This window comes from Saccharothrix sp. NRRL B-16348 (assembly GCF_001280085.1).
In the GTDB taxonomy this organism is placed as follows: Bacteria; Actinomycetota; Actinomycetes; order Mycobacteriales; family Pseudonocardiaceae; genus Actinosynnema.
This window is the reverse complement of the sequence record NZ_LGED01000024.1, coordinates 1-19,828: the sequence shown is the minus strand read 5'-3', so window position 1 is coordinate 19,828 and position 19,828 is coordinate 1. Positions and strand designations below refer to the sequence as shown.

Genomic DNA, 19,828 nt, shown 5'->3' with positions numbered 1-19,828 from the left:
GTGAGCCTCCTGCTCTTGACGCGATGATCCGATATTAGCCGCGCCGAATGGGTTCGTGCGCCGACACGATCCGGGCGCACGTCTCGATCAGCGCTTCTTGAGCGTCGTTCAACTCCGTTCCGTCGCGCTGCGCAGCGGAAAGGGCACGCGCCGCCATCTGCACGACCAAAGCGCGCGCGGGCGCGTCCAGCACCGACCACGGGTCGTCCCGCGGCACGCCCGCGCCACCGGCGTCCAGGTACGACCCGAGCAGCCGTCCCCAGGCGTCGGGGTCGAGCACGCCGGCCGCGTGCAGGGCGGCCGGCCGCGCCAGGTCCCACGCCGGGTCGCCCACGCCGAGGTCGTCCACGTCGATCAGTCGGTACCCGTCCCGCCACACCAGTTGGCCGAGGTGCCAGTCGCCGTGGATGAGCGTGCCGCCGCCGTCCTCGAACTCCGGCAACGTCGCGAACGCCCGCCGCACCAGGTCGGCCGCCGGCGTGTCGAGCACCAGGTCGCGCACCGCCCGTTCCATCCGGGGCCGGGCGCCGGCCAGGGGCACGGGCGGCGCGAAGTCCGCCGCGGTGAACCGGTGCAGCGCCGCCAGCATCCGCCCCGCCGCCTCCATGGGCAGGTCCTCGGGCTCGCTCTGCGGCACCGGCGTGCCCATCGGCCAGGCCGTGACGACCCGGCCGAGCACCACCGCGGGCGCCGAGCGGGGCGCGAGCAGGAGCTCGCCCAGCCGCGGGTCGGCGGCCAGCCGGAGCCGCTCGGTGAGCACGCCCAGGTCCGTGCCCCGTTCGTGGGCCTTGAGCACCACGTCCGCGACCCTGACCACCACGACGTCGCCGCGCACCGCGAGCACCTCGGGCGAGGCGTCGGCGGCCACCAGCGCGCCCATGCCCGCGATGAGTTCGGAGTTCACCCGTCCAGTGTGACCTGCGTCGGCTCCGGCCCGGTCCCGGCCGCCGCGGCCGCCCAATTCACCCGTTCGGGTGAAACGGCCGTCACGCCGACCTGCGCCTTCCGGCTATTCATGTTCTGATAACCCGTGAGTCGCTCCTCGGCCTCCGCGGCCGGTTCTCTTCCGAGCGAACGGTTGCGAGGGCCGTCACAAATCCACCCCCGTAGTTGATCTGCGTGCGGCGCGTGTCCGCTCGATCAGGCGTGGGCAGCGGATCCGTTTTGACCCGTGGGAACCAGGCGGGGTATCTTTGGTACTCGTGCCCGACCCATGTCGGGCCGCTCCGCGTGCCTACGCGCCAGTGGTGCTGGAAAGCCGGCCGCGGTGACCTCCACGCGTAGGGGCATCCTGGGATGTCGCCTGCGGACCTGGGGCGCTGTGTAGCACTTTCGGCACCGCCGAGAGCGGCGACACGCCCGACCTCGGGTGCAGAGAGGGACCAAGTAAACAGGGCTCGTCGCCCACGCGGCGGGCACGTAAAGGGAAGAAGCAGCCGGCGTATGCCAACGATCCAGCAGCTGGTCCGCAAGGGCCGGCAGGACAAGGTCGCCAAGCAGAAGACCGCGGCGCTCAAGGGCAGCCCGCAGCGGCGCGGTGTGTGCACCCGCGTCTACACGACCACGCCCAAGAAGCCGAACTCGGCGCTGCGCAAGGTCGCCCGCGTGAAGCTGACGAGCGGTATCGAGGTCACGGCTTACATCCCCGGTGAGGGCCACAACCTGCAGGAGCACTCGATGGTGCTCGTGCGCGGCGGTCGTGTGAAGGACCTCCCCGGTGTCCGCTACAAGATCATTCGCGGTTCCCTCGACACGCAGGGCGTGAAGAACCGCAAGCAGGCTCGCAGCCGGTACGGCGCGAAGAAGGAGAAGAGCTGATGCCCCGCAAGGGACCGGCCCCGAAGCGGCCGCTGATCTCCGACCCGGTCTACAGCTCTCCGCTGGTGACCCAGCTCATCAACAAGGTGCTGGTCGACGGCAAGCGCTCCGTGGCCGAGCGGATCGTGTACGGCGCCCTCGAAGGCGCCCGAGACAAGACGGGCACCGACCCGGTCGTCACGCTCAAGCGCGCCCTGGACAACGTCAAGCCCGCGCTCGAGGTGAAGTCCCGCCGCGTCGGTGGCGCCACCTACCAGGTGCCGGTCGAGGTGAAGCCGGGCCGCTCGACCACGCTCGCGCTGCGCTGGCTGATCACCTTCTCCCGGCAGCGCCGTGAGAAGACCATGATCGAGCGCCTGATGAACGAGCTGCTCGACGCGAGCAACGGCCTGGGCGCGAGCGTCAAGCGCCGCGAGGACACGCACAAGATGGCCGAGTCGAACAAGGCCTTCGCCCACTACCGCTGGTGACGTGCCGCCCGGCGGGGCAGCCCCGAGCTGTCCCGCCGAGCGCCTCCCGGCCCTAGTGAGCCTGCTACCAGCTAGCTCAAGACAGGGGAAGACACCCGTGGCACAGGACGTGCTCACCGACCTGGCCAAGGTCCGCAACATCGGGATCATGGCCCACATCGACGCGGGCAAGACCACGACGACCGAGCGGATCCTGTTCTACACCGGGATCAGCTACAAGATCGGCGAGGTCCACGACGGCGCCGCGGTGATGGACTGGATGGAGCAGGAGCAGGAGCGCGGCATCACGATCACGTCGGCCGCGACGACCTGCTTCTGGAAGAACCACCAGATCAACATCATCGACACGCCGGGCCACGTCGACTTCACCGTCGAGGTGGAGCGCAACCTCCGCGTCCTCGACGGTGCCGTTGCCGTGTTCGACGGCAAGGAAGGCGTCGAGCCCCAGTCCGAGCAGGTCTGGCGCCAGGCGACCAAGTACGACGTTCCGCGCATCTGCTTCGTCAACAAGATGGACAAGCTCGGCGCGGACTTCTACTTCACCGTCCGCACGATCCAGGAGCGCCTCGGCGCGAAGCCGCTGCCGATCCAGCTCCCGATCGGGTCGGAGAGCGACTTCATCGGCGTGGTCGACCTGGTCGAGATGCGTGCGCTGACCTGGCGCGGCGAGGTCCAGAAGGGTGAGGACTACACGGTCGAGGAGATCCCGGCCGACCTCGCCGACAAGGCCGCCGAGTACCGCGAGGCGCTCGTCGAGGCCGTCGCCGACACCGACGACGCCCTCATGGAGATGTACCTCGCGGGCGAGGAGTTCTCCGTCGAGCAGATCAAGACGGGCATCCGCGCGATCGTCAAGAACCGCGCCGGCTACCCGGTGCTGTGCGGCTCGGCGTTCAAGAACAAGGGCGTCCAGCCCATGCTCGACGCGGTGATCGACTACCTGCCGGCTCCGCTGGACCTCCCGCCGGTCGAGGGCACGCTGCAGGACGGCGAGACGCCGGCCTTCCGCGCGCCGAACACCGAGGAGCCGTTCGCCGCGCTCGCGTTCAAGATCGCCGCGCACCCGTTCTTCGGCAAGCTCACCTACATCCGGGTCTACTCGGGCAAGGTGGCCGCGGGCACCCAGGTCATCAACTCGACCAAGGACCGCAAGGAGCGCATCGGGAAGATCTTCCAGATGCACGCCAACAAGGAGAACCCGGTCGAAGAGGCCATGGCGGGCCACATCTACGCCGTCATCGGTCTGAAGGACACCACCACCGGTGAGACGCTCTGCGACCCGCAGGCGCCCATCGTGCTGGAGTCGATGACCTTCCCCGAGCCGGTCATCCAGGTGGCGATCGAGCCGAAGACGAAGGCCGACCAGGAGAAGCTGGGCACCGCGATCCAGAAGCTGGCCGAGGAGGACCCGACGTTCCGGGTCAACCTGGACCAGGAGACCGGCCAGACGATCATCGCCGGCATGGGCGAGCTCCACCTGGACATCCTGGTGGACCGCATGCGCCGCGAGTTCAAGGTCGAGGCCAACATCGGCAAGCCGCAGGTGGCGTACCGGGAGACGATCCGCCGCAAGGTGGAGAAGTACTCCTACACCCACAAGAAGCAGACCGGTGGTTCCGGCCAGTTCGCGAAGGTCCTCATCGACCTGGAGCCGCTGGAGAAGACCGAGGACGGCGCGCTCTACGAGTTCGTCAACGGGGTCACCGGCGGCCGCATCCCCAGGGAGTACATCCCGTCGGTGGACGCGGGCGCACAGGACGCGATGCAGTACGGCGTGCTGGCGGGCTACCCGCTGGTGGGCGTCAAGCTGACGCTGGTCGACGGCGCCTACCACGAGGTCGACTCGTCGGAAATGGCGTTCAAGATCGCGGGCTCCATGGCGCTCAAGGAAGCCGCTCGCCAGGCGAGCCCGGCGATCCTCGAGCCGTTGATGGCGGTCGAGGTCACCACGCCCGAGGACTACATGGGCGACGTGATCGGCGACTTGAACTCCCGCCGTGGCCAGATCCAGGCCATGGAGGAGCGCAGCGGCGCCCGTGTCGTGAAGGCACTGGTCCCGCTGTCGGAGATGTTCGGGTATGTCGGCGACCTGCGGTCCAGGACCCAGGGTCGCGCGAACTACTCGATGACCTTTGACTCCTACGCCGAGGTTCCCGCGAACGTCGCGAAGGAGATCATCGCGAAGGCTACGGGCGAGTAACCCCAACCGGAGCACCGCAGCACCACGCGGGCTCTCCGGGGGGATGCCCCGGGGTCCGCACAACCGACCCTGACGTGACGCCCGGCGGGCGGCTACCCGCCCGCCGGGCTAAGCAATAGAAGTCCAGGAGGACAATCCAGTGGCGAAGGCGAAGTTCGAGCGGACGAAGCCGCACGTCAACATCGGCACCATCGGTCACATCGACCACGGCAAGACGACGCTGACCGCGGCGATCTCCAAGGTCCTGCACGACAAGTACCCGGACCTGAACCCCTTCACGCCGTTCGACCAGATCGACAAGGCGCCGGAGGAGAAGCAGCGCGGCATCACCATCTCGATCGCCCACATCGAGTACCAGACCGACAAGCGCCACTACGCGCACGTCGACTGCCCCGGTCACGCCGACTACATCAAGAACATGATCACCGGTGCGGCGCAGATGGACGGCGCCATCCTGGTGGTCGCGGCGACCGACGGCCCGATGCCGCAGACCAAGGAGCACGTGCTCCTGGCCCGCCAGGTCGGTGTGCCGTACATCGTGGTGGCCCTGAACAAGGCCGACATGGTGGACGACGAGGAGATCCTGGAGCTCGTGGAGCTCGAGGTCCGCGAGCTGCTCTCCGAGTACGAGTTCCCCGGTGACGACCTGCCGGTCGTCCGCGTCTCCGCGCTGAAGGCGCTGGAGGGCGACGCCGAGTGGGGCGAGAAGCTCATCGGTCTGATGGACGCCGTGGACGAGAACATCCCGGAGCCCGAGCGCGAGGTCGACCGGCCGTTCCTGATGCCGGTCGAGGACGTGTTCACCATCACCGGTCGTGGCACCGTGGTGACCGGCCGCATCGAGCGCGGCATCGTCAAGGTCAACGAAGAGGTCGAGATCGTCGGCATCAAGGAGACCTCGAAGAAGACGACGGTCACCTCGATCGAGATGTTCAAGAAGTTCCTCGACGAGGGCCGCGCGGGCGACAACGCCGCGCTGCTGCTGCGTGGCGTGAAGCGCGAGGAGGTGGAGCGCGGCATGGTGATCATCAAGCCGGGCACCACGACCCCGCACACCGAGTTCGACGCGCAGGTCTACATCCTGTCGAAGGACGAGGGTGGCCGGCACACGCCGTTCTTCAACAACTACCGCCCGCAGTTCTACTTCCGCACCACCGACGTGACCGGCGTCGTGACCCTCCCCGAGGGCACCGAGATGGTCATGCCGGGCGACACCACGACCATGGCCGTGAAGCTGATCCAGCCGATCGCCATGGACGAGGGCCTGCGGTTCGCCATCCGCGAGGGTGGCCGCACCGTCGGCGCGGGCTCGGTCACCAAGATCATCAAGTGACCTGGCTCTAATTCTCACCCCCCGATTTGGTCTGCGCACCCGCGTGTGCGACCATTGACGGGTTGCTCGTCGGGGCGGCCGGTTCGAGTTTGGACTCGGCCGCCCCGCCACGAGTGGGGTTTGATCGAGCAAGACAATCCCACAGGTTTCATCAGTGGGACCGGTCTGTGCGTTGGGGCGCGACACGCCCGACCGCGTGGACCGGGCACCGTGACACCGCTCGGTGTCAATCCTGAATAGGGGGCGGAGCGCGCCGGAGGTCCCGTGACCTCGTGCAAGGTGCCCGCACCGCAGCGGTACTAGAAGCAGAGGAACGGCAAGCCATCATGGCGGGACAGAAGATCCGCATCCGGCTCAAGGCCTACGACCACGAGGCGATCGACGCGTCCGCGCGCAAGATCGTCGAGACCGTGACGCGCACCGGCGCTCGGGTCGTCGGGCCTGTGCCGCTGCCCACTGAGAAGAACGTTTACTGCGTCATCCGCTCGCCGCACAAGTACAAGGACTCGCGCGAGCACTTCGAGATGCGCACGCACAAGCGTCTGATCGACATCCTCGACCCGACGCCGAAGACGGTGGACGCGCTCATGCGCATCGACCTGCCGGCGAGCGTCGACGTCAACATCCAGTAAGCGTTGGACGCGGCAGTGTTGATCCCATTTGGGGCGGAGAGTAACGAGACCCATGTCTGACAGGCAGGTTAAGGGCCTCCTGGGCACCAAGCTCGGCATGACTCAGGTCTTCGACGAGAACAACCGGATCGTTCCGGTTACCGTCGTCAAGGCCGAGCCGAACGTGGTCACCCAGGTTCGGACCCAGGAGAACGACGGCTACTCGGCCGTGCAGCTGGCCTTCGGCGCGATCGACCCGCGCAAGGTCAACAAGCCCGTCGCGGGCCACTACGCCAAGGCGGGCGTCACGCCCCGCCGCCACCTGGCGGAGCTGCGCACCACGGATGCGTCCGAGTACACGGTCGGCCAGGAAATCACCGCCGAGGTCTTCGAGGCCGGCACGGTGGTCGACGTGGTCGGCACCAGCAAGGGCAAGGGCACCGCGGGTGTCATGAAGCGCCACGGCTTCAAGGGCCTGGGCGCGAGCCACGGCACGCAGCGCAAGCACCGCTCGCCGGGTTCCATCGGCGGCTGCGCCACGCCCGGCCGCGTGTTCAAGGGCCTGCGGATGGCGGGCCGGATGGGCCACGTGCGGGTGACCACCCAGAACCTCAAGGTGCACCGCGTGGACGCCGAGTCCGGTCTGCTGCTCATCAAGGGCGCCGTGCCTGGTCCCAAGGGCGGCACCGTGTTCATCAAGACCGCTGCGAAGGGTGGTGCCTGATCATGACTTCCGTTGAGATCCGCACCCCGGAGGGCAAGACCGACGGTTCCGTCGAGCTGCCCGCCGCGATCTTCGACGCGCAGGCGAACGTGTCGCTGCTGCACCAGGTCGTCGTGGCCCAGCTGGCCGCGGCCCGCCAGGGCACGCACTCCACGAAGACGCGCGGCGAAGTCCGCGGCGGTGGCAAGAAGCCGTACCGGCAGAAGGGCACCGGCCGCGCCCGTCAGGGCTCGACCCGCGCGCCCCAGTTCGCCGGTGGTGGCGTCGTCCACGGCCCGCAGCCGCGCGACTACAGCCAGCGCACCCCCAAGAAGATGAAGGCCGCCGCCCTGCGCGGTGCCCTCTCCGACCGGGCGCGTGCCGGCCAGGTGCGCGTGGTGACGAGCTTCGTCGAGGGCGACACGCCGTCGACCAAGTCGGCCCGCAAGGTGCTGGAGTCGGTGACCGAGGCCCGCCGCGTGCTGGCCGTGCTGCTGCGCACCGACGAGGTTTCGTGGGTCAGCCTGCGCAACCTGCCGCACGTGCACATCATCGCGCCGGACCAGCTCAACACCTACGACGTGCTGGTCAACGACGACGTGGTGTTCACCAAGGACGCGCTCGACGTGTTCCTGGCGAGCAAGGCCCAGCACGGGCAGGGTTCCGCCGAGGCCACCGCGACGTCGTCCGACGCCGACGAGGAGGCCGCGAAGTGATCCCCGACCACCGGGACATCCTGCTCGCGCCGGTCATCTCCGAGAAGTCCTACGGGCTGCTCGAGGAGAACAAGTACACCTTCGTGGTGGCTCCCGGCTCGAACAAGACCCAGATCAAGATTGCCGTGGAGAAGGTCTTCGGCGTCAAGGTCGTCAGCGTCAACACGCTCAACCGCCAGGGCAAGCGCAAGCGGACCCGGACCGGTTATGGCAAGCGCAAGGACACCAAGCGCGCCATCGTGACGCTGTCCGCCGAGAGCAAGCCGATCGAGATCTTCGGCGGCCCGGCCGCCTGATGACGACGAGGACTGCGTAGAGATGGGCATTCGCAAGTACAAGCCGACGACCCCCGGTCGTCGCGGTGCGAGCGTCTCCGACTTCGCCGAGATCACTCGGACGACGCCGGAGAAGTCGCTGATCCGTCCGCTGCACGGCCGCGGTGGCCGCAACGCTTCGGGCAAGATCACGACGCGGCACAAGGGCGGCGGCCACAAGCGGGCGTACCGCCTCATCGACTTCCGCCGCACCGACAAGGACGGCGTGCCGGCCAAGGTCGCTCACATCGAGTACGACCCCAACCGCACCGCGCGCATCGCGCTGCTGCACTACCTCGACGGCGAGAAGCGCTACATCATCGCCCCGTCGAAGTTGCAGCAGGGCGACATGGTGGAGAACGGCCCGAAGGCTGACATCAAGCCGGGCAACAACCTGCCGCTGCGCAACATCCCGGTCGGCACCGTGATCCACGCGATCGAGCTCCGCCCCGGCGGCGGCGCGAAGATCGCCCGGTCCGCGGGCGCCAGCGTGCAGCTCGTCGCCAAGGACGGCCCCTACGCCCAGCTGCGGATGCCCTCGGGCGAAATCCGCAACGTGGACGTCCGGTGCCGCGCCACGGTCGGCGAGGTCGGCAACGCCGAGCACCAGAACATCAACTGGGGCAAGGCAGGCCGCATGCGCTGGAAGGGCCGCAAGCCCACGGTGCGTGGTGTCGCGATGAACCCGGTCGACCACCCGCACGGTGGTGGTGAGGGCAAGACCTCCGGTGGTCGCCACCCGGTGAACCCGGCGGGCAAGCCCGAGGGTCGCACCCGCCGCCGCAACAAGCCAAGCGACAAGCTCATCGTCCGGCGTCGTCGCACCGGTAAGAAGCGCTGAGCAGGGAGGGAGTGAAGGATGCCTCGCAGCCTTAAGAAGGGCCCCTTCGTGGACGACCACCTGCTCAAGAAGGTGGACGTCCTCAACGAGTCGGGCAAGAAGACCGTCATCAAGACCTGGTCACGCCGGTCGACGATCATCCCCGACATGTTGGGCCACACGATCGCGGTGCACGACGGCCGCAAGCACGTGCCGGTGTTCGTGACGGAGGCGATGGTCGGGCACAAGCTCGGCGAGTTCGCCCCGACCCGCACGTTCAAGGGCCACATCAAGGACGACCGGAAGTCGCGCCGTCGCTAGGCGACGAACTAGAGGAAGAGCAAGGGGAAGCAGCGATGAACGCCCGTAACGAAGCCGAAGCGCCGGAGTTCCCGCGCGCCGTGGCTCGGGCTCGCTACGTCCGTGACACGCCCATGAAGGTGCGTCGCGTCGTCGAGCTCATCAGGGGTCGTAGCGCCAGCGAGGCCCTGGCCGTGCTCCAGTTCGCGCCGCAGGCGGCATCTGAGCCGGTCCGCAAGGTGCTGCAGAGCGCCGTGGCCAACGCCGAGAACAACCTGTCCCTGGACCCCGACACCCTGTGGGTGTCGAAGGTCTACGTGGACGAGGGTCCGACCCTCAAGCGGTTCCGCCCGCGTGCCCAGGGCCGTGCGTACCGGATCCGCAAGCGGACGAGCCACATCACCGTCGAGGTGGAGAGCCGTCCGAAGAAGACCAGCGCGAAGGCCGGCGCTGACAGGAAGGGGGCTCGGTAGTGGGCCAGAAAATCAACCCGCACGGCTTCCGACTTGGTATCACCACGGACTGGAAGTCCCGCTGGTACGCCGACAAGCAGTACGCCGAGTACGTGGCCGAGGACGTCAAGATCCGCAAGCTGCTCTCGAAGGGCATGGAGCGGGCCGGCATCTCCAAGGTGGAGATCGAGCGCACCCGTGACCGGGTCCGCGTCGACATCCACACCGCTCGGCCGGGCATCGTCATCGGCCGCCGCGGCGCCGAGGCCGACCGCATCCGCGGTGAGCTGGAGAAGCTCACCAAGAAGCAGGTGCAGCTCAACATCCTCGAGGTGAAGAGCCCGGAGTCGGACGCCCAGCTGGTCGCGCAGGGCGTGGCCGAGCAGCTGTCCAACCGCGTGGCGTTCCGCCGCGCGATGCGCAAGGCCATCCAGTCGGCCATGCGCTCGCCCCAGGTGAAGGGCATCCGCGTGCAGTGCGGCGGTCGTCTCGGCGGTGCCGAGATGTCCCGTTCCGAGCACTACCGCGATGGCCGGGTTCCGCTGCACACGCTGCGCGCCGACATCGACTACGGCTTCTTCGAGGCCCGCACCACGTTCGGCCGGATCGGCGTGAAGGTGTGGATCTACAAGGGCGACATCGTCGGTGGCATCAGCGCCAAGCGTGAGCGTGACGCCGCTCCGGCGGCCGACCGCGCACCGCGCCGCGACCGCGCCGACCGCCCGAACAGGGCACGTCGTTCCGGCGCCAGCGGCACCACCGCGACGAGCACCGAGGCCGGCCGGGCCGCTGCGGGCGACCAGGCCGCCGCGCCGACCGAAGAGAAGACGGAGGGCTGAGTCGTGCTCATCCCGCGCAGGGTTAAGCACCGCAAGCAGCACCACCCCGGACGGTCCGGTGCTGCCAAGGGCGGCACGAGGGTCACCTTCGGCGAGTACGGCATCCAGGCTCTGGAGCCCGCCTACGTGACCAACCGGCAGATCGAGTCGGCTCGTATCGCGATCACCCGGCACATCCGCCGTGGTGGCAAGGTCTGGATCAACATCTTCCCGGACCGCCCGCTGACCAAGAAGCCCGCCGAGACCCGCATGGGTTCCGGTAAGGGTTCGCCGGAGTGGTGGGTGGCCAACATCAAGCCGGGTCGGGTGCTCTTCGAGATGAGCTTCCCGAACGAGGCTGTGGCCCGCGAGGCGCTCCGCCGCGCGATCCACAAGCTCCCGATGAAGTGCCGCATCGTTACGCGTGAGGGTGGTGAGTTCTGATGGCAGCGGGTACCACCGCTTCCGAGCTGCGTGAGCTCACCGAGGAAGAGCTCGTGCTGCGCCTGAGGGAGGCGAAGGAGGAGCTGTTCAACCTCCGCTTCCAGATGGCCACCGGGCAGCTCGACAACAACCGCCGCCTGCGCACGGTCCGGCACGAGATCGCCCGGATCTACACCGTGATGCGGGAACGGGAGCTGGGCCTCTCGGCCTCTCCCGACGCGGTTTCCACTGGTGAGGGTGCGGCATGAGCGAGAACAACGAAGTGACTACCGAGGTTCGCAACGACCGCAAGGTCCGCGAGGGCTACGTCGTGTCCGACAAGATGGACAAGACGATCGTGGTGGCGGTCGAAGACCGCAAGAAGCACCGCCGGTACTCGAAGGTCATGCGCTCCACCACCAAGGTGAAGGCGCACGACGAGCAGAACACCGCCGGCATCGGCGACCGCGTCCTGCTGATGGAGACGCGGCCGCTGTCGGCCACCAAGCGCTGGCGCCTCGTCCAGATCCTCGAGAAGGCCAAGTAGCCAGTCGTACGACCGAGCCCGTCAGGTCGGAAATCTGGCGGGCCAGGAATGGTCAAGGAGCAGGTAAGTGATCCAGCAGGAGTCGCGGCTGCGCGTCGCCGACAACACCGGTGCGAAGGAAATCCTCTGCATCCGTGTTCTCGGTGGCTCGGGCCGCCGCTACGCGGGCATCGGGGACATCATCGTCGCGACGGTGAAGCAGGCCATCCCGGGTGCCGGCGTCAAGAAGGGCGACGTCGTCAAGGCGGTCATCGTCCGGACCGTGAAGGAGAAGCGCCGTCCCGACGGCTCTTACATCCGGTTCGACGAGAACGCCGCGGTGCTCATCAAGAACGACAACGAGCCGCGGGGCACCCGCATCTTCGGCCCGGTCGGTCGAGAGCTGCGCGACAAGAAGTTCATGAAGATCATCTCGTTGGCGCCGGAGGTGCTCTGACCATGAAGGTGAAGAAGGGCGACACCGTCGTGGTTATCGCCGGCAAGGACAAGGGTGCTCGCGGCAAGGTCATCATGGCCTACCCCGCTGAGAACCGCGTCCTGGTCGAGGGCGTCAACCGCATCAAGAAGCACACCCGGATCTCGCAGACCGAGCGCGGCGCTCAGTCGGGCGGCATCGTGACGCAGGAGGCCTCCATCCACGTGTCCAACGTGATGGTGGTCGACTCGGACGGCAAGCCGACCCGCGTGGGCTACCGGACGAACGACGAGGGCAAGCGGGTCCGCATTTCCCGTCGTAACGGGAAGGACATCTGATGACCACCGTTGAGAAGACGCTGCCGCGGCTGAAGGTTCGCTACCGCGAGGAGATCGTCGCCTCGCTGCGCGAGCAGTTCGAGTACGCCAACGTCATGCAGATCCCGGGCGTGGTGAAGGTCGTCGTCAACATGGGTGTCGGCGACGCCGCCCGCGACGGCAAGCTGATCGAGGGCGCCGTCAAGGACCTGTCGATCATCACGGGCCAGCGGCCCGAGGTCCGTCGGGCCCGCAAGTCCATCGCGCAGTTCAAGCTGCGCGAGGGCATGCCGATCGGCGCGCGGGTCACCCTGCGCGGCGACCGGATGTGGGAGTTCCTGGACCGCCTGCTGACGATCGCGCTGCCGCGTATCCGCGACTTCCGCGGCCTCTCGGGCAAGCAGTTCGACGGCAACGGGAACTACACGTTCGGCCTCAACGAGCAGTCGATGTTCCACGAGATCGACCCGGACGCGATCGACCGTCCCCGCGGCATGGACATCACCGTGGTGACGACCGCGACCAACGACGACGAGGGTCGGGCGCTGCTGAAGCTCCTGGGCTTCCCGTTCAAGGAGAACTGACCATGGCCAAGAAGGCTCTGATCAACAAGGCCGCGGCCAAGCCGAAGTTCAAGGTGCGGGGTTACACCCGCTGCCAGCGTTGCGGTCGCCCGCACTCGGTGTTCCGCAAGTTCGGCCTCTGCCGCATCTGCCTCCGCGAGATGGCGCACCGGGGCGAGCTGCCCGGTGTGAGCAAGTCCAGCTGGTAAGTCCGGCTCGGCGGCAGGTTTTTCTAGACTCATCACTTCGCTGTAGGCCCGTCCACGACCAGCCGGCCGCAAGGCCGGCTCGGACCCTGGCTGGGGAACCGCAGCGAGAAAGGTTGACCAGGTCACCATGACGATGACCGACCCGATCGCAGACATGTTGACGCGTCTGCGGAACGCGAACTCGGCTTACCACGACAAGGTCGTGATGCCGCACTCGAAGTTGAAGGCCAACATCGCCGAGATCCTCAAGCGCGAGGGTTACATCGCGAGCTACCGCGATGAGCAGGGCGACGTGGCCAAGAACCTGGTGATCGAGCTGAAGTACGGCCCGAACCGGGAGCGCAGCATCGCCGGCCTCCGCCGCGTGTCGAAGCCGGGCCTGCGCGTGTACGCGAAGTCGACCAACCTGCCGAAGGTGCTGGGCGGTCTGGGCGTCGCGATCATTTCGACCTCTGGCGGTCTGATGACCGACCGCCAGGCCAACAAGTCGGGCGTGGGCGGAGAAGTCCTCGCCTACGTCTGGTGAGGAAGGGGGACTAGGCAATGTCGCGCATCGGAAAACTGCCGATCACCGTCCCCTCCGGGGTCGACGTGAACATCGACGGCCAGGCTGTGAGCGTGAAGGGGCCCAAGGGCACCTTGTCGCTCAACATCGCTGAGCCGATCATCATCGAGAAGGCCGACGACGGCACCCTCGAGGTGAAGCGCCCGAACGACGAGCGTCGCAGCCGTTCGCTGCACGGCCTGTCGCGCACCTTGGTGCAGAACATGGTCGTGGGCGTGACCCAGGGCTACGAGAAGAAGATGGAAATCCACGGCGTCGGTTACCGCGTGGCGCTGAAGGGTTCCGACCTGGAGTTCGCGCTGGGCTACAGCCACCCGGTGAAGGTGGAGGCCCCCGAGGGCATCACCTTCGCGGTGGAGACCCCGACCCGGTTCTCCGTGGCCGGCATCGACAAGCAGCTCGTGGGCGAGGTCGCCGCCAACATCCGCAAGCTCCGCAAGCCCGACCCGTACAAGGGCAAGGGCGTGCGGTACGCGGGCGAGAAGATCCGCCGCAAGGTCGGAAAGACGGGTAAGTGACATGAGCGAGACTGCAACGAAGCGCAAGCCGGTGGGCAAGGACATCTCGACCACTCGCCGCATCGCCAAGACGCGCCGTCACTTCCGCCTCCGCAAGAAGGTCAGCGGCACGGCGGAGCGCCCGCGCCTGGTCGTGCACCGCTCGTCGAAGCACATCACCGTGCAGATCATCGACGACCTCGCCGGCCACACCCTGGCCGCGGCGTCCTCCGTCGAGGCGGACGTCCGGTCGATCGACGGCGACAAGAAGGCCCGTGCGGCGAAGGTCGGCCAGCTGGCCGCCGCCCGTGCCAAGGACGCCGGGATCACCAAGGTGGTCTTCGACCGCGGCGGCAACGCCTACCACGGTCGGATCGCCGCTCTGGCCGATGCCGCTCGCGAGGCGGGGCTGGAGTTCTGACAATGCACATGAACCGAATTGAGAGGGACGCCTGATGCCAGGACGCACGCGTCGCGAAGGCGGCGGGGGCGAGCGCGGAGAGCGCCGCGACCGCCGTGACGGTGGCCGCGGCGGAGCGGCCCAGGAGAAGACCCCGCACCTGGAGCGCGTGGTTGCGATCAACCGCGTCTCCAAGGTCGTGAAGGGTGGTCGTCGCTTCAGCTTCACCGCGCTGGTCGTGGTCGGCGACGGTGACGGCATGGTCGGTGTCGGCTACGGCAAGGCCAAGGAAGTCCCGGCGGCGATCGCCAAGGGTGTCGAGGAGGCGAAGAAGAACTTCTTCCGCGTCCCTCGCATCGCGGGCACGATCCCCCACCCGGTGCAGGGCGAGAAGGCGGCCGGTGTCGTGCTGCTGCGCCCGGCCTCGGCCGGTACCGGTGTCATCGCCGGTGGTGCGGTCCGCGCGGTGCTGGAGTGCGCCGGCGTCCACGACGTGCTGAGCAAGTCGCTGGGCTCCGACAACGCCATCAACATCGTGCACGCCACCGTGGCGGCCCTGAAGGGTCTCCAGCGTCCCGAGGAGGTGGCCGCCCGTCGCGGTCTGCCGCTCGAGGATGTGGCTCCCGCCGGCATGCTCCGTGCCCGTGCAGGGGCGGTGTGACCATGGCTGAGCTCAAGGTGACGCAGGTCAAGAGCAGCATCGGTACCAAGCGCAACCACCGCGAGTCCCTCCGGACCCTCGGTCTGCGCAAGATCCGCCAGTCGGTGGTCCGCGAGGACACGCCGCAGGTGCGCGGTTTGATCCACACCGTGCGCCACCTGGTGGTCGTCGAGGAGGTCCAGTCGTGACCATCAAGATCCATGACCTGCGTCCGGCCCCCGGCGCCAAGACCGCGAAGACCCGTGTCGGTCGCGGTGAGGGCTCCAAGGGCAAGACGGCCGGTCGCGGCACGAAGGGCACCGGCGCGCGGAAGAACGTTTCCCCGCGCTTCGAAGGTGGCCAGATGCCGCTGCACATGCGCCTGCCGAAGCTGAAGGGCTTCCGCAACCCGTTCCGCACCGAGTACCAGGTGGTGAACGTGGGCGACCTCGCCCGGGTGTTCCCGGAGGGTGGTCGGGTGGACGTGGACGCTCTCATCCACGCGGGCCTGGTGCGCAAGAACGAGCTCGTGAAGGTCCTCGGCAACGGTGACCTGGACGGCGTCAAGCTCGACGTCGTGGCGAACAAGTTCTCCGGCAGCGCGGTCGAGAAGATCGCCGCCGCCGGTGGCACCACCACCGTGCTCTGACGCACGACAGCACTGCCGAACGGCCCCGGAGCCTCCCGCTCCGGGGCCGTTTCGCGTCCGCGGGTTTTTGACGGTTGCCGGCGGTTCGACGGGGGTGTCCCGCCGTGCGGGAGGCGTGCCCGGGGCTGCTGAGACGGGCGTTCGCGCAGGGCGTAAAACGGGTTGGCGGGCGGGTTAGCGTGCAGGCATGTGGCTCGCGGTCTTCTTCGGCGCCTCGGTCCTGGTCGCACTGACCCCTGGCGCCAACAACCTCCTGGGCATGCACCACGGGGTCCACCACGGCCCGTTGCGGGCCGCCACGGCGCTCCTGGGCCGCCTTGCGGCCTTCTCCCTGATGGTCGGCGCGGTCGTCGCGGGGCTCGGTCCCGTCCTGGCCGCCAGCCACACCGCCCTGACTGTGATCAAGTGGGCCGGTGTCGCGTACCTCGTCTACCTGGCCGTGCGCATCCTGACTACCAGGGAGAACGTCGAGACCCCGGTGCGCAGGGGCACTCCGCTGCGCAAGGAGTTCCTGGTGGCGATCACCAACCCCAAGGCGCTGCTGATCTTCACCGCGTTCGTGCCGCAGTTCGTCGACCCGGACCGCGGCCCGATCCCGTGGCAGCTGGCCACCCTCGGCGCGGTCTACCTGGCCGCGGAGGCGTTGGCGGGGACGGCTTACGTGGCGCTGGGCGCGGGCATCCGCAAGGCAGGGCTGACGCGGCGTGCCAAGGCCCGGCTGGACAAGGGCACGGCGGCCGTCCTGCTCGGCATGGCGGGCGTGCTGGCGACCAGCCGAACTTGATCCATTCGGGGGCTTGCCGGCGGTCGTGGTCGATCGGGTACGAAGTGTGAGGGAAGACTGACTACGGCGATCGGCCAAGCGACTGTTAAAGTCGCGGGCTGAACCCGGATGCCCTCCGGGTCGGTCGCGGCTATCCGTCGCTTCCGCCACCGTCGGCGATGGTCGACGGCATGTCCGCAAGACTGTGCCGGCAACACAGCCGGCACCGCAGGATGCCGACCCCAGTGGGGCGGCAACGCTGATGGAGGTTCGCGTGCTCGGCGCATTCCGCTCGGCTCTCGCGACGCCGGACCTACGCAAGAAGATCCTCTTCACACTCGGGATCGTCGTGGTGTACCGGTTGGGCGCCACCATGCCCGCGCCGGGCGTCTCCTTCAAGAACGTCAAACAGTGTGTCGAGTCGGTCGACCAGCAGGGGATCTACTCCCTGATCAACCTGTTCAGCGGTGGCGCGCTGCTGAACTTGTCGATCTTCGCGCTCGGCATCATGCCGTACATCACGGCGAGCATCATCATCCAGTTGCTCACCGTGGTGATTCCGCGGTTCGAGCAGCTGAAGAAGGAAGGGCAGGCGGGTCAGGGCAAGCTGACCCAGTACACCCGCTACCTGACCATCGCGCTGGCGGTCCTGCAGTCCACGGGCATCATCGCCCTGGCCGTGCGCGACCAGCTGTTCCAGAACTGCGAAGTGCCGGTCATCCCCGACGAGAGCATCTTCAACCTGGTCGTCCTCGTGGTCGTGATGACCGCGGGCACCAGCGTGATCATGTGGCTCGGTGAGATCATCACCGAGAAGGGGATCGGCAACGGCATGTCGCTGCTGATCTTCACCGGCATCGCGGCCCGCATCCCGATCGAGGGCAAGATCATCCTCGACCGCGGTGGCCTGACGTTCTTCCTGGTCTGCGTCGCGGCCCTGCTGATCATCGCGAGCGTCATCTACGTGGAGCAGGCCCAGCGCCGCATCCCGGTCCAGTACGCGAAGCGCATGATCGGCCGCCGGATGTACGGCGGCACGTCGACCTACCTGCCGCTGAAGGTGAACCAGGCCGGTGTCATCCCGGTCATCTTCGCCTCGTCGCTGCTGTACCTGCCCGACCTCATCTCGCGCCTGACCGCCTCCACCGACGGAGGGGCGCCGAACTGGTGGGAAAGCTTCGTCGCGACGCACCTGGTGAGCCAGTCCAGCCCGGTGCACATCGCGCTGTACTTCCTGCTGATCGTCTTCTTCACGTACTTCTACGTCGGCATCACGTTCAACCCGGACGAGCGTGCTGACGAGATGAAGAAGTTCGGTGGGTTCATCCCGGGCATCAGGCCGGGCCGTCCCACCGCCGAGTACCTCCGCTTCGTGTTGGGGCGGATCACGCTGCCGGGCTCGCTCTACCTGGGCATCGTCGCCATCCTGCCGAACCTGTTCCTCGACCTCACCGGTCAGGGCCAGAACCAGAACTTCCCGTTCGGCGGCACGGCGGTGCTGATCATGGTCGGTGTCGGTCTCGACACCGTGAAGCAGATCGAGAGCCAGCTCATGCAGCGCAACTACGAAGGGTTCCTCCGCTAGTGCGACTCGTTCTCGTCGGCCCGCCCGGTGCGGGCAAGGGCACCCAGGCCAAAACGCTCAGCCGCGAGCTCGGCGTGCCGCACATCTCCACCGGGGACCTGTTCCGCGCCCACATCAGCGAGCAGACCGATCTGGGCAAGGAAGTCCAGGAGTACCTGGACTCGGGCGAGTTGGTGCCGGACGAGGTGACCAACGAGATGGTGCGCGTCCGGCTCTCGCAGCCGGACGCCACCAACGGCTTCCTGCTCGACGGCTTCCCGCGCAACACCGCCCAGGCGGGCGTGCTCGGCGAGATGCTGGCGGCGGACGGCCACGCGCTGGACGCCGTGCTCGAGTTCCGGATCGACGAGGACGTCGTGGTCGAGCGCCTGCTCGCCCGCGGTCGCACGGACGACAAGGAAGACGTGATCCGGCACCGCCAGCAGGTGTACCGGACGGAGACCGCGCCGCTGCTCGACTACTACTCCGACATCGTCGTGAGCATCGACGCGGTCGGCGAGGTCGACGAGATCAGCGAGCGCGCCCTCCGCGCGTTGCGCGACCTGAAGTGAGCGGTGGACTTGTCGATGCGCTGCGTCGGGTCGTCCCCGGTCGGGACCGCATGATCGAGATCAAGAGCCGCGGCCAGCTCGAAGCCATGAGGGCTGCCGGGCTGGTCGTGGCGCGCACCTTGGCGCTGCTGGCGTCGCACACGAAGGCCGGCGTCAGCACCGCCGAGCTGGACGAGTTGGCCGAGCAGAGCATCCGCGACGCCGGCGCCATCCCGTCGTTCAAGGGCTACCACGGCTTCCCGGCGTCCATCTGCGCGTCGGTGAACGAGCAGGTGGTCCACGGCATCCCCAGCCGCACCCAGGTGCTGGCCGAGGGTGACTTGATCTCGATCGACTGCGGCGCCATCCTCGACGGCTGGCACGGCGACTCGGCGATCACCCTGCCGGTCGGCGCGGTGACGGACGCCGAGCTGAAGCTGTCCGAGGCGACCCGCGCTTCCATGGTCGCCGGCATCGAGGCGGCGGTCGCCGGCAGTCGGCTGAGCGACATCTCGTTCGCGATCGAGTCGGCCACCATCCTGGCCGGCGAGGAACACGGGATCGAGTACGGCATCGTCGAGGGCTACGGCGGCCACGGCATCGGCACGAAGATGCACATGGACCCGTTCCTGCCGAACCACGGCAAGCCCGGCAAGGGGCCACGCCTCAAGCCCGGGATGGCGATCGCCATCGAGCCGATGCTCACGCTCGGCAGTGAGCGGACGGTGGAGCTGGACGACGGCTGGACCGTCATCACGACTGACGGCTCGCGGGCCGCGCACTGGGAGCACTCGGTGGCCATCACTGATGACGGTCCCTGGGTGTTGACCGCTCTGGATGACGACTGACTGGTTAGTTGACTCGCTGGTTGGTTGACACGCTGGTTGGTCGACGCTGACTGACTCTGACTTCTGCGAACCTCTGACGCCGGTGGTCCCTGTACTTGGGGCCACCGGCGTTTGGTGTTTGAGGATGCGGGCTTCAAAGATCAAAAGCTTAAAAGCATGTCCTCGCCGGACGGGCAGATCAGCAGGATGACCCCGACTACCCGGTCATGTGTCCGGGTCCGTTGTTGGTGCGGGTTTCGTGTCATCCCACCGACCTCCCTCCGGGCTACCACACGTATCAAGGGGGCAGCCATCAGAAGCACTGGTCAGGCAATGGTGAACA

The 19,828-nt window shown here is 67.7% G+C and carries 30 protein-coding genes; 29 read left to right on the top strand and 1 reads right to left on the bottom strand.

Features of this window, described 5'->3' with window-relative positions; all coding sequences use genetic code 11:
- Positions 1 to 34 precede the first annotated feature (34 nt).
- The gene (locus ADK67_RS05230; protein WP_082403230.1) at positions 35 to 904 is read right to left on the bottom strand and encodes a phosphotransferase; all 870 of its coding nucleotides are present in this window, start codon (positions 902 to 904) and stop codon (positions 35 to 37) included.
- A 539-nt stretch (positions 905 to 1,443) separates the two neighbouring features.
- Between ADK67_RS05230 and rpsL the strand changes: the two genes are divergently transcribed.
- From rpsL to map, 29 genes are all read left to right on the top strand, one after another.
- Entirely contained in the window at positions 1,444 to 1,818 is a 375-nt protein-coding gene (rpsL, locus tag ADK67_RS05225; RefSeq protein WP_030473471.1) for a 30S ribosomal protein S12, read from the top strand.
- Positions 1,818 to 2,288, top strand: a complete 471-nt coding sequence (gene rpsG, locus ADK67_RS05220) for a 30S ribosomal protein S7 (protein WP_053715239.1) — start codon at positions 1,818 to 1,820, stop codon at positions 2,286 to 2,288. Before rpsL ends, rpsG begins: the two co-directional genes overlap by 1 nt.
- A 97-nt stretch (positions 2,289 to 2,385) precedes the next feature.
- Positions 2,386 to 4,488 (top strand): elongation factor G, encoded by a 2,103-nt coding sequence (fusA, locus tag ADK67_RS05215; RefSeq protein WP_053715238.1) that lies wholly within the window; start codon positions 2,386 to 2,388, stop codon positions 4,486 to 4,488.
- 139 nt (positions 4,489 to 4,627) lie between these two features.
- Positions 4,628 to 5,821 carry an elongation factor Tu gene (gene tuf / locus ADK67_RS05210; RefSeq protein WP_053715237.1) on the top strand — a complete coding sequence of 398 codons (1,194 nt, stop codon included), beginning with the start codon at positions 4,628 to 4,630 and terminating at the stop codon, positions 5,819 to 5,821.
- Between the two features lie 326 nt (positions 5,822 to 6,147).
- A complete protein-coding gene (rpsJ, locus tag ADK67_RS05205; protein WP_003938093.1) occupies positions 6,148 to 6,453 on the top strand; it encodes a 30S ribosomal protein S10 in 306 nt (101 codons plus the stop codon).
- 52 nt (positions 6,454 to 6,505) lie between these two features.
- Positions 6,506 to 7,156: a 50S ribosomal protein L3 gene (gene rplC / locus ADK67_RS05200; RefSeq protein ID WP_053715236.1), complete on the top strand. Its 651-nt coding sequence runs from the start codon at positions 6,506 to 6,508 to the stop codon at positions 7,154 to 7,156.
- A gap of 2 nt (positions 7,157 to 7,158) precedes the next feature.
- Positions 7,159 to 7,851, top strand: coding sequence for a 50S ribosomal protein L4 (rplD, locus tag ADK67_RS05195; RefSeq protein WP_053715235.1), 693 nt, complete (start codon positions 7,159 to 7,161; stop codon positions 7,849 to 7,851).
- Positions 7,848 to 8,147, top strand: coding sequence for a 50S ribosomal protein L23 (rplW, locus tag ADK67_RS05190; protein WP_053715234.1), 300 nt, complete (start codon positions 7,848 to 7,850; stop codon positions 8,145 to 8,147). The genes rplD and rplW overlap by 4 nt, the downstream gene beginning before the upstream one ends.
- 22 nt (positions 8,148 to 8,169) lie before the next feature.
- Positions 8,170 to 9,006, top strand: coding sequence for a 50S ribosomal protein L2 (rplB, locus tag ADK67_RS05185; RefSeq protein WP_053715233.1), 837 nt, complete (start codon positions 8,170 to 8,172; stop codon positions 9,004 to 9,006).
- Between the two features lie 18 nt (positions 9,007 to 9,024).
- Positions 9,025 to 9,306, top strand: a complete 282-nt coding sequence (rpsS, locus tag ADK67_RS05180) for a 30S ribosomal protein S19 (protein ID WP_015105260.1) — start codon at positions 9,025 to 9,027, stop codon at positions 9,304 to 9,306.
- Positions 9,307 to 9,341: 35 nt separating this feature from the next.
- Positions 9,342 to 9,758, top strand: coding sequence for a 50S ribosomal protein L22 (rplV, locus tag ADK67_RS05175; protein ID WP_053715232.1), 417 nt, complete (start codon positions 9,342 to 9,344; stop codon positions 9,756 to 9,758).
- Positions 9,758 to 10,576 carry a 30S ribosomal protein S3 gene (rpsC, locus tag ADK67_RS05170; RefSeq protein ID WP_053715231.1) on the top strand — a complete coding sequence of 273 codons (819 nt, stop codon included), beginning with the start codon at positions 9,758 to 9,760 and terminating at the stop codon, positions 10,574 to 10,576. Before rplV ends, rpsC begins: the two co-directional genes overlap by 1 nt.
- A 3-nt stretch (positions 10,577 to 10,579) precedes the next feature.
- Positions 10,580 to 10,999 carry a 50S ribosomal protein L16 gene (gene rplP, locus ADK67_RS05165; RefSeq protein ID WP_053715230.1) on the top strand — a complete coding sequence of 140 codons (420 nt, stop codon included), beginning with the start codon at positions 10,580 to 10,582 and terminating at the stop codon, positions 10,997 to 10,999.
- Complete coding sequence (rpmC, locus tag ADK67_RS05160) at positions 10,999 to 11,247, top strand: 50S ribosomal protein L29 (RefSeq protein ID WP_033428581.1); 249 nt, start codon at positions 10,999 to 11,001, stop codon at positions 11,245 to 11,247. Before rplP ends, rpmC begins: the two co-directional genes overlap by 1 nt.
- Complete coding sequence (gene rpsQ / locus ADK67_RS05155; protein ID WP_053715229.1) at positions 11,244 to 11,525, top strand: 30S ribosomal protein S17; 282 nt, start codon at positions 11,244 to 11,246, stop codon at positions 11,523 to 11,525. The genes rpmC and rpsQ overlap by 4 nt, the downstream gene beginning before the upstream one ends.
- A gap of 67 nt (positions 11,526 to 11,592) precedes the next feature.
- On the top strand, positions 11,593 to 11,961 hold the full coding sequence (rplN, locus tag ADK67_RS05150; RefSeq protein ID WP_033436721.1) for a 50S ribosomal protein L14: 369 nt from the start codon (positions 11,593 to 11,595) through the stop codon (positions 11,959 to 11,961).
- 2 nt (positions 11,962 to 11,963) lie between these two features.
- Complete coding sequence (rplX, locus tag ADK67_RS05145; protein WP_053715228.1) at positions 11,964 to 12,278, top strand: 50S ribosomal protein L24; 315 nt, start codon at positions 11,964 to 11,966, stop codon at positions 12,276 to 12,278.
- Positions 12,278 to 12,841 (top strand): 50S ribosomal protein L5, encoded by a 564-nt coding sequence (gene rplE / locus ADK67_RS05140; RefSeq protein ID WP_053715227.1) that lies wholly within the window; start codon positions 12,278 to 12,280, stop codon positions 12,839 to 12,841. The genes rplX and rplE overlap by 1 nt, the downstream gene beginning before the upstream one ends.
- 2 nt (positions 12,842 to 12,843) lie before the next feature.
- Positions 12,844 to 13,029: a type Z 30S ribosomal protein S14 gene (locus tag ADK67_RS05135; RefSeq protein ID WP_053715226.1), complete on the top strand. Its 186-nt coding sequence runs from the start codon at positions 12,844 to 12,846 to the stop codon at positions 13,027 to 13,029.
- A gap of 127 nt (positions 13,030 to 13,156) precedes the next feature.
- Positions 13,157 to 13,555: a 30S ribosomal protein S8 gene (gene rpsH / locus ADK67_RS05130; RefSeq protein WP_033428586.1), complete on the top strand. Its 399-nt coding sequence runs from the start codon at positions 13,157 to 13,159 to the stop codon at positions 13,553 to 13,555.
- 17 nt (positions 13,556 to 13,572) lie between these two features.
- Entirely contained in the window at positions 13,573 to 14,112 is a 540-nt protein-coding gene (gene rplF, locus ADK67_RS05125) for a 50S ribosomal protein L6 (RefSeq protein ID WP_053715225.1), read from the top strand.
- 1 nt (position 14,113) lies between these two features.
- Positions 14,114 to 14,512, top strand: a complete 399-nt coding sequence (rplR, locus tag ADK67_RS05120; protein ID WP_053715224.1) for a 50S ribosomal protein L18 — start codon at positions 14,114 to 14,116, stop codon at positions 14,510 to 14,512.
- Between the two features lie 34 nt (positions 14,513 to 14,546).
- A complete protein-coding gene (rpsE, locus tag ADK67_RS05115) occupies positions 14,547 to 15,152 on the top strand; it encodes a 30S ribosomal protein S5 (protein ID WP_015105247.1) in 606 nt (201 codons plus the stop codon).
- Positions 15,153 to 15,154: 2 nt separating this feature from the next.
- Positions 15,155 to 15,340: a 50S ribosomal protein L30 gene (rpmD, locus tag ADK67_RS05110; RefSeq protein WP_053715223.1), complete on the top strand. Its 186-nt coding sequence runs from the start codon at positions 15,155 to 15,157 to the stop codon at positions 15,338 to 15,340.
- Positions 15,337 to 15,780 carry a 50S ribosomal protein L15 gene (rplO, locus tag ADK67_RS05105; RefSeq protein WP_053715222.1) on the top strand — a complete coding sequence of 148 codons (444 nt, stop codon included), beginning with the start codon at positions 15,337 to 15,339 and terminating at the stop codon, positions 15,778 to 15,780. The genes rpmD and rplO overlap by 4 nt, the downstream gene beginning before the upstream one ends.
- 187 nt (positions 15,781 to 15,967) lie before the next feature.
- Complete coding sequence (locus ADK67_RS05100; RefSeq protein WP_053715221.1) at positions 15,968 to 16,564, top strand: LysE family translocator; 597 nt, start codon at positions 15,968 to 15,970, stop codon at positions 16,562 to 16,564.
- Positions 16,565 to 16,817: 253 nt separating this feature from the next.
- Positions 16,818 to 18,128 (top strand): preprotein translocase subunit SecY, encoded by a 1,311-nt coding sequence (gene secY, locus ADK67_RS05095; RefSeq protein ID WP_053715357.1) that lies wholly within the window; start codon positions 16,818 to 16,820, stop codon positions 18,126 to 18,128.
- Complete coding sequence (locus tag ADK67_RS05090; protein ID WP_053715220.1) at positions 18,128 to 18,679, top strand: adenylate kinase; 552 nt, start codon at positions 18,128 to 18,130, stop codon at positions 18,677 to 18,679. The genes secY and ADK67_RS05090 overlap by 1 nt, the downstream gene beginning before the upstream one ends.
- A 50-nt stretch (positions 18,680 to 18,729) precedes the next feature.
- Positions 18,730 to 19,506 (top strand): type I methionyl aminopeptidase, encoded by a 777-nt coding sequence (gene map / locus ADK67_RS05085; protein WP_053715219.1) that lies wholly within the window; start codon positions 18,730 to 18,732, stop codon positions 19,504 to 19,506.
- The last annotated feature ends 322 nt before the right edge of the window (positions 19,507 to 19,828 follow it).

Bases quoted from the DNA above. Each gene is read 5' to 3' on its own strand.
- rplF (WP_053715225.1), top strand. From the start codon at position 13,573: ATGTCGCGCATCGGAAAACTGCCGATCACCGTCCCCTCCGGGGTCGAC.
- map (WP_053715219.1), top strand. From the start codon at position 18,730: ATGATCGAGATCAAGAGCCGCGGCCAGCTCGAAGCCATGAGGGCTGCC.
- rpsH (WP_033428586.1), top strand. From the start codon at position 13,157: ATGACGATGACCGACCCGATCGCAGACATGTTGACGCGTCTGCGGAAC.
- ADK67_RS05135 (WP_053715226.1), top strand. From the start codon at position 12,844: ATGGCCAAGAAGGCTCTGATCAACAAGGCCGCGGCCAAGCCGAAGTTC.
- rpsJ (WP_003938093.1), top strand. From the start codon at position 6,148: ATGGCGGGACAGAAGATCCGCATCCGGCTCAAGGCCTACGACCACGAG.
- rplV (WP_053715232.1), top strand. From the start codon at position 9,342: ATGAACGCCCGTAACGAAGCCGAAGCGCCGGAGTTCCCGCGCGCCGTG.
- rpsQ (WP_053715229.1), top strand. From the start codon at position 11,244: ATGAGCGAGAACAACGAAGTGACTACCGAGGTTCGCAACGACCGCAAG.
- rpmD (WP_053715223.1), top strand. From the start codon at position 15,155: ATGGCTGAGCTCAAGGTGACGCAGGTCAAGAGCAGCATCGGTACCAAG.
- ADK67_RS05100 (WP_053715221.1), top strand. From the start codon at position 15,968: ATGTGGCTCGCGGTCTTCTTCGGCGCCTCGGTCCTGGTCGCACTGACC.
- rplE (WP_053715227.1), top strand. From the start codon at position 12,278: ATGACCACCGTTGAGAAGACGCTGCCGCGGCTGAAGGTTCGCTACCGC.
- rpsE (WP_015105247.1), top strand. From the start codon at position 14,547: ATGCCAGGACGCACGCGTCGCGAAGGCGGCGGGGGCGAGCGCGGAGAG.
- rpsL (WP_030473471.1), top strand. From the start codon at position 1,444: ATGCCAACGATCCAGCAGCTGGTCCGCAAGGGCCGGCAGGACAAGGTC.
- rplD (WP_053715235.1), top strand. From the start codon at position 7,159: ATGACTTCCGTTGAGATCCGCACCCCGGAGGGCAAGACCGACGGTTCC.
- rpsG (WP_053715239.1), top strand. From the start codon at position 1,818: ATGCCCCGCAAGGGACCGGCCCCGAAGCGGCCGCTGATCTCCGACCCG.
- rplX (WP_053715228.1), top strand. From the start codon at position 11,964: ATGAAGGTGAAGAAGGGCGACACCGTCGTGGTTATCGCCGGCAAGGAC.
- rplR (WP_053715224.1), top strand. From the start codon at position 14,114: ATGAGCGAGACTGCAACGAAGCGCAAGCCGGTGGGCAAGGACATCTCG.
- rpsS (WP_015105260.1), top strand. From the start codon at position 9,025: ATGCCTCGCAGCCTTAAGAAGGGCCCCTTCGTGGACGACCACCTGCTC.
- rplB (WP_053715233.1), top strand. From the start codon at position 8,170: ATGGGCATTCGCAAGTACAAGCCGACGACCCCCGGTCGTCGCGGTGCG.
- rpmC (WP_033428581.1), top strand. From the start codon at position 10,999: ATGGCAGCGGGTACCACCGCTTCCGAGCTGCGTGAGCTCACCGAGGAA.
- rplC (WP_053715236.1), top strand. From the start codon at position 6,506: ATGTCTGACAGGCAGGTTAAGGGCCTCCTGGGCACCAAGCTCGGCATG.